Below are 6,545 nucleotides of genomic sequence, written 5' to 3'. Positions count from 1 at the left end.
ATCTGCTGCAGCGTCGCACCGATGTCCGACGTACGCGTCGTGGTCATCGACTGCACCGACACCGGCGCGTCCCCGCCCACCGCCACCGACCCGACCTGGATCTGCCGGCTCCTGCGGCGCTCGGCGAGCTTGGTCGGAACGGACGGCATGCCGAGAGAAATCGCAGTCATCTGCTGTGCAACCCCAAGTCGTGGATCAAGGTCCGGCCCCGGTCAGCGGCGGAGGCTCCCAGGCTCCGAGATTACGGCACGGCCGCGCGCGCCGGCACATCCCACCCGTCAAACCCACTCAATGGAAGGTGGCCGGGCGGAAGATCCGCCCGGCCACCTCCGAACAGCGGGTGGCTAGGAGATCTTGACCGGATTGACTACGTCAGCGATCAAAACGAGGACCGTGAAACAGACGAACACGCCCGCCACCACGTAAGCCACCGGCATCAGCTTCGCCACGTCGAACGGCCCCGGGTCCGGGCGGCGCAGCACCCTCGCCAGGTTCCGGCGCAGCGACTCCCACAGCGCGCCCGCGATGTGGCCGCCGTCCAGCGGCAGCAGCGGGAGCATGTTGAACAGGAACAGGGAGAGGTTGAAGCCGGCGACCAGCATCAGGGCCATGGCCAGCTGCTGGGTGGGCGGGATGTCCAGGGTGAAGATCTCACCGCCGACGCGGGCCGCGCCGACCACGCCCATCGGGGAGTCGGGCTGGCGCGGGGCGCCGTCGAAGGCGGCGTTCCACAGGGCGGGGACCTTGCTGGGCAGGCTCGCGATGGAGTGGGCGGCCTCGCCGAGGCGGTCGCCCATCCAGGTCACCGACTGGCCGAAGTCCTGGCGGACGATACCGGTGGCGGCGCTGAATCCGAGGAAGCCGGCGCTCACGTACTGGCCCTGCACGATCTGGCCGTGGGAGTCCTTCTTGGCGACCTGGTTGGTGGCGATCTTCGCGTGCAGGGTGACGTCCTGGCCGCCCCGGTCGACGACGATCGACACGTCCTTGCCGGGGTGGGCACGGATGAGGTCGGAGAGCTGGTTCCAGTTGTCGGCCTTCACCCCGTTGAAGGAGACGATCTTGTCGCCGGCCTTCAGTCCCGCGGCCGCGGCCGGGGCGAGGGGGTCGGTCTTCTTGCAGGTGTCGCGGTTCTCGCTCTGCGCGATGACGCACTGGGAGACCGAGCTGACGGTGGTCGTCTGCTGCGAGATGCCGAAGCCCATGAGGACGGTCAGGAACAGGACGAACGCGAGGATCAGGTTCATGAAGGGGCCCGCGAACATCACGATGACCCGCTTCCACGGGGCGCGCGTGTAGAACAGGCGCTTCTCGTCGCCGGGGCCCAGCTCCTCGAAGGCCGCCGAGCGGGCGTCCTCGATCATGCCGCGCCAGGGCGAGGTGGAGCGTGCGGTGATCCGGCCGTCGTCGCCCGGCGGGAACATGCCGATCATGCGGATGTAGCCGCCCAGCGGGATGGCCTTGATGCCGTACTCCGTCTCGCCCTTGTGCCGCGACCACAGGGTCGGGCCGAAGCCGACCATGTACTGCGGCACACGGATGCCGAAGAGCTTGGCGGTGGACAGGTGCCCCAGCTCGTGCCAGGCGATCGAGAACAGCAGGCCGACCACGAAGACGACTATGCCGAGGATCATCATCAGGGACGTCATGCACGCGCCTCCGCGGTCGCCGTCTGCGCTGTCAGTTCCCGGGCCCGGGTGCGGGCCCAGGTCTCCGCTTCGAGGACGTCCGGCACGGTGAGCGTAGTTCCCGTGCGGGGAGTGCCGTGCTCCTCGACCACTTGTGTCACGGTCTCCATGATTGCGTTGAAGGGCAGTGTGCCGCGCAGGAACGCGTCGACGCACTCCTCGTTCGCCGCGTTGAACACCGCCGGGGCGGTGCCGCCGAGCCGGCCCACGTGCCGGGCGAGGCCGACGGAGGGGAAGGCGTCGTTGTCGAGGGGGAAGAACTCCCAGGTCGACGCGGTGCTCCAGTCGAAGGCGGGTGCGGCGTCGGGGACGCGTTCGGGCCAGCCGAGGCCGATGGCGATGGGCCCGCGCATGTCGGGGGGCGTCGCCTGGGCGATCGTGGATCCGTCGGTGAACTCAACCATCGAGTGGACATACGACTGCGGGTGCACGACCACCTCAATGCGGTCGAAGGAAATGTCGTACAGCAGGTGCGCCTCGATGACCTCCAGGCCCTTGTTGACCAGGGTGGCGGAGTTGACCGTGATCACCGGGCCCATGGCCCAGGTGGGGTGGGCGAGGGCGTCCTCGACGGTGACGTTCGCGAGTTCCTCCTTGCTGCGGCCCCGGAAGGGCCCGCCGGAGGCGGTGACGACGAGCTTGCGCACGTCGGCCCTGGTCCCGGCGGCCAGCGCCTGGAAGAGGGCGGCGTGCTCGGAGTCCACGGGGATGATCTGGCCCGGCTTGGCCAGCGCCTTGACCAGCGGGCCGCCGACGATGAGCGACTCCTTGTTGGCGAGCGCGAGGGTGCGGCCCGCCTCCAGGGCGGCGAGGGTCGGGGCGAGGCCGATGGAGCCGGTGATGCCGTTGAGGACGGTGTGACAGTCGGAGGCGGCGAGCCGGGTGGCCGCGTCCGGTCCGGCCAGGATCTCGGGGAGCGGCTCGGAGGTCCCGTACTGCGCGGACAGCGCCTCGCGCAGCGCCGGTACGACGTCCTCGCGGGCCACCGCGACGGTCCGCGCCCGGAGCCGGTACGCCTGCTCGGCGAGGAGCCCGACCCGTCCGCCGTTGGCGGAGAGCCCGGTCACCCGGAAGCGGTCCGGGTTGCGCAGCACGAGGTCGATGGCCTGGGTGCCGATGGACCCGGTGGACCCGAGGACCACCACGTCCTTGGGCCCGTCCCCGGTGACGGGGTCGAAGACGAGATGCGGATCGGCGAGAGAGGCTGGACTGTCACTCATCCCCCCATTGTGGCGGCAACGGGTGCCCGGCAGGACAGCGCGTCCCCCGGGCCGGGGCACGTTGCCGGACATCGCGCTCCTGATCTGCCCGCGCCGCTCGGCGGGCGCGGCCGGCCTGCCGGTCGCGCCCGCCGGGCTTCGGAATCCCACCGTGCCGTACCCGTGGCCGGCGTCAGCGGATCGGCCGGTGCACGTTCTCCCTCCTCGGCTCCCCGGGTGACGCGTCCGCGATCCACGGGCCGTCGTCCGACGGGTCGATGACACCCTCCTCCAGCCAGGTGTAGGTGCCGCCGAGAACGCCCTTGACGACCTTGCGGTCCAGGTCGTCGGTGTTGGTCCACAGGCGGTCGAAGAGTTCGGCGACGCGGATGCGGGACTGGTGGCAGAAGGCGTCGGCGAGCTGGTAGGCCTCGCGGCCGTGGTCGCCCTGGGTGCGCAGGAGTTCGGCGCGGACGCAGGCCGCGCTCATCGCGAACAGTTCGGCGCCGATGTCGACGATCCGGCCGAGGAAGCCCTGCTTGGTCTCCATCCGGCCCTGCCAGCGGGACATGGCGTAGAAGGTGGAGCGGGCGAGCTTGCGGGCGTGGCGTTCGACGTAGCGCAGGTGGGGTGAGAGGTCGCGGTGGCCGGGCGGGTGGAACTCGGCGTACGAGCGCGGGAGCTGACCGGGGCCGGCGACCAGTTTCGGCAGCCACTTGGCGTAGAAGACGCCCGCGTTCGCGCCCGCCTTCGCCTTGTCCGACAGGGACTTGTCGGGGTCGATGAGGTCGCCGGCGACCGAGAGGTGGGCGTCGACGGCCTCGCGCGCGATCAGCAGGTGCATGATCTCGGTGGAGCCCTCGAAGATGCGGTTGATGCGCAGGTCGCGCAGCATCTGCTCGGCGGGGACCGCGCGTTCGCCGCGGGCGGCGAGGGAGGCGGCCGTCTCGAAGCCGCGGCCGCCGCGGATCTGGACCAGCTCGTCGGCCATCTTCCAGGCCATCTCCGAGCCGTAGAGCTTGGCGAGGGCGGCCTCGATGCGGATGTCGTTGCGGTTCTCGTCGGCCATCTGGGAGGACAGGTCGAGCACCGCCTCCAGCGCGAAGGTGGTGGCCGCGATGAAGGAGATCTTGGAGCCGACCGCCTCGTGCAGCGCGACCGGTTTGCCCCACTGCTCGCGGGCCGCCGACCACTCGCGGGCGATCTTCAGGCACCACTTGCCGGCGCCCGCGCACATCGCGGGCAGGGAGAGCCGGCCGGTGTTGAGGGTGGTCAGGGCGATCTTCAGGCCCTGGCCCTCCTCGCCGATGCGGTGGGCGGCCGGGACGCGGACCCGGTGGAAGCGGGTGACGCCGTTCTCGATGCCGCGCAGGCCCATGAAGGCGTTGCGGTTCTCCACCGTGACGCCCTCGGAGGCGGCCTCGACGACGAAGGCGGTGATGCCGCCCCGGTGGCCCTCGGACTTCGGCACGCGCGCCATGACGACGAGGAGGTCGGCCACGACCCCGTTGGTCGTCCACAGCTTGACCCCGTCGAGGACGTAGTCGTCCCCGTCCGGGACCGCCGTGGTCGCCAGGCGTGCCGGGTCGGAGCCGACGTCCGGCTCGGTCAGCAGGAAGGCGGAGATGTCCGTGCGGGCGCAGCGCGGCAGGAAGGTGTCCTTCTGCTCCCGCGTGCCGAAGATTTTCAGCGGCTGCGGTACGCCGATCGACTGGTGCGCGGAGAGCAGCGCGCCGATCGCGGGGCTGGCGGAGCCGGCCAGGGCGAGGGCCTTGTTGTAGTAGACCTGGGTCAGGCCGAGGCCGCCGTACCTGGTGTCGATCTTCATGCCGAGGGCGCCGAGCTCCTTGAGGCCGGTGATGACCTCGTCCGGGATGCGCGCGTCGCGCTCGATCCGGGCCCCGTCGATCTTCGTCTCGCAGAAGTCGCGGAGCTTGGCGAGGAACTCCTCGCCGCGCTGGGCGTCGTCGTCGGCCGGGAGCGGGTGCGGATGGATGAGGTCCAGCCGGAAGCGGCCGAGGAACAGCTCCTTGGCGAAGCTGGGCTTGCGCCAGTCCTGCTCCCGGGCGGCCTCCGCCACCTGGCGCGCCTCGCGCTCGGTGACGGTGGGCTTGTTGGACGGTGGTGCGGACATGAGGCTCACCTCGCCGCGAATAGGGATTGTGAGGGCAGTACGTTACCGACCGGTGCTACTGGATCGTATGTACCCGATACCGGGCGGACCCACCACCCCTCGCGCACGGACGCTCGCAGTCCACCGTTCTGTTTCGGTGCGGCGCCACCCAGCATCACGGGGACGCGGCCCGGCGACCAGTCGTGTGCTCCATTCGGATGGCCCTGTCGCCCTTGCCTCCTCCCTTGCCGCCGCCTTTGCCGCCGCCCTTGCCGCCGTTCTCGCCCCTGGGGCCGCCGAAAGAAAACAGTCGAAGCGCTTCGACAGCCTCTGGACACCCACTCCTCCTGGAGTTACTGTCGGACCACCCTCACCGCCCGATGTCGGTAACGCGCACTGTCGAAGCGCTTCACAAAGCTGGGAGAGCTGGATGGTCACCCTCGCCGAGGTCGCCCAGCACGCCGGAGTCTCGGCGAGCACGGTGAGCTACGTCCTCAGCGGCAAGCGGTCCATCTCCGCGAGCACCCGGCGGCGGGTCGAGGAGAGCATCCGGGTGCTCGGCTACCACCCGAACGCGGGCGCCCGCGCCCTGGCGAGCAGCCGGTCGAACATCATCGCCCTGATGGTCCCGCTGCGCACCGACATGTACGTACCGGTGATGATGGAGATCGCCATCGCCGTGGCGACCACCGCCCGCGCCCACGGCCACGACGTGCTGCTGCTCACCGGCGAGGAGGGCCCCGACGCCGTGCGCCGGGTCACCGGCAGTGGACTCGCCGACGCCATGATCCTGATGGACGTCGAACTGGACGACGAGCGGCTGCCGCTGCTGCGCGCGTCCGACCAGCCGTCCGTCCTGATCGGCCTGCCCGCCGACACCACCGGCCTGACCTGCGTCGACCTGGACTGGGGTGCGACGGGCGCGCTCTGCCTGGAGCACCTGGCGATGCTCGGGCACCGCGACATCGCTGTCATCGGCGAGGCGCCCGCGGTCTACGAGCGGCACACCGGCTTCGCCGAACGCACCCTCGACGGCCTGCGCTCCCGGGCCCGCGAGCTGGGCCTGCGGGCGCTGCACCGTCCGTGCGAGGGCGGTTACGACGCGGTGGCGGCCACGCTGGCCCGGATCCTCGACGAGCGCCCCGGCACCACGGGCTTCGTCGTGCAGAACGAGTCCGCCGTCGAACCCCTGCTCGCCCTGCTGCGCCAGCAGGGCCGGGCCGTGCCGGAGGACATGTCGGTGGTCGCCATCTGCCCCGACCAGGTGGCCGTCCAGGCCTCGGTGCGCCTGACCTCCGTGGGCATCCCCGCCCAGGAGATGGGCCGGCGCGCGGTCGAGCACCTGATGGCGAAGCTCGGCGGGCGCGGCACGGACGAAGTGGTGCTCCTCCCGCCCGGGTTGACGGTCCGGACGAGCTCGGGCCCGGCCCTTCGGCGAGTACGCTGATCTGGCCGCGCAGGCGCTGGAGGGCCTGGTGGACGACTTCGCCCGCCGGGCGGCAGAGGAGCGGTAGGACTCTCGAACCGCCCGGCGGGGCGGAGAGG

At 70.9% G+C, this 6,545-nt stretch carries 5 protein-coding genes; 1 reads left to right on the top strand and 4 read right to left on the bottom strand.

From position 1 onward, the window contains the following. From C1I97_RS28275 to C1I97_RS28260, 4 genes are all read right to left on the bottom strand, one after another. A partial coding sequence (locus C1I97_RS28275; RefSeq protein WP_181446956.1) for a flavodoxin-dependent (E)-4-hydroxy-3-methylbut-2-enyl-diphosphate synthase occupies nt 1-170 on the bottom strand: 170 nt, incomplete at its 3' end. 174 nt (nt 171-344) lie between these two features. Beyond that, on the bottom strand, nt 345-1,637 hold the full coding sequence (locus C1I97_RS28270) for a M50 family metallopeptidase (protein ID WP_181446957.1): 1,293 nt from the start codon (nt 1,635-1,637) through the stop codon (nt 345-347). An 8-nt stretch (nt 1,638-1,645) separates the two neighbouring features. Beyond that, nucleotides 1,646-2,908, bottom strand: coding sequence for a 1-deoxy-D-xylulose-5-phosphate reductoisomerase (gene dxr / locus C1I97_RS28265; protein ID WP_111005969.1), 1,263 nt, complete (start codon nt 2,906-2,908; stop codon nt 1,646-1,648). Nucleotides 2,909-3,080: 172 nt separating this feature from the next. Further along, the gene (locus tag C1I97_RS28260; RefSeq protein WP_111005968.1) at nt 3,081-5,021 is read right to left on the bottom strand and encodes an acyl-CoA dehydrogenase family protein; all 1,941 of its coding nucleotides are present in this window, start codon (nt 5,019-5,021) and stop codon (nt 3,081-3,083) included. A gap of 409 nt (nt 5,022-5,430) precedes the next feature. On the opposite strand from C1I97_RS28260, the gene C1I97_RS28255 reads away from it, so the two are divergent. Beyond that, nucleotides 5,431-6,447: a LacI family DNA-binding transcriptional regulator gene (locus tag C1I97_RS28255; protein ID WP_111005967.1), complete on the top strand. Its 1,017-nt coding sequence runs from the start codon at nt 5,431-5,433 to the stop codon at nt 6,445-6,447. The last annotated feature ends 98 nt before the right edge of the window (nt 6,448-6,545 follow it).

This window comes from Streptomyces sp. NTH33 (assembly GCF_003236365.1).
Taxonomy (GTDB): Bacteria; Actinomycetota; Actinomycetes; order Streptomycetales; family Streptomycetaceae; genus Streptomyces.
This window is presented reverse-complemented; position numbering and strand designations above follow the sequence as displayed.

Bases quoted from the DNA above. Each gene is read 5' to 3' on its own strand.
- dxr (WP_111005969.1), bottom strand. From the start codon at position 2,908: ATGAGTGACAGTCCAGCCTCTCTCGCCGATCCGCATCTCGTCTTCGAC.
- C1I97_RS28255 (WP_111005967.1), top strand. From the start codon at position 5,431: ATGGTCACCCTCGCCGAGGTCGCCCAGCACGCCGGAGTCTCGGCGAGC.
- C1I97_RS28270 (WP_181446957.1), bottom strand. From the start codon at position 1,637: ATGATGATCCTCGGCATAGTCGTCTTCGTGGTCGGCCTGCTGTTCTCG.
- C1I97_RS28260 (WP_111005968.1), bottom strand. From the start codon at position 5,021: ATGTCCGCACCACCGTCCAACAAGCCCACCGTCACCGAGCGCGAGGCG.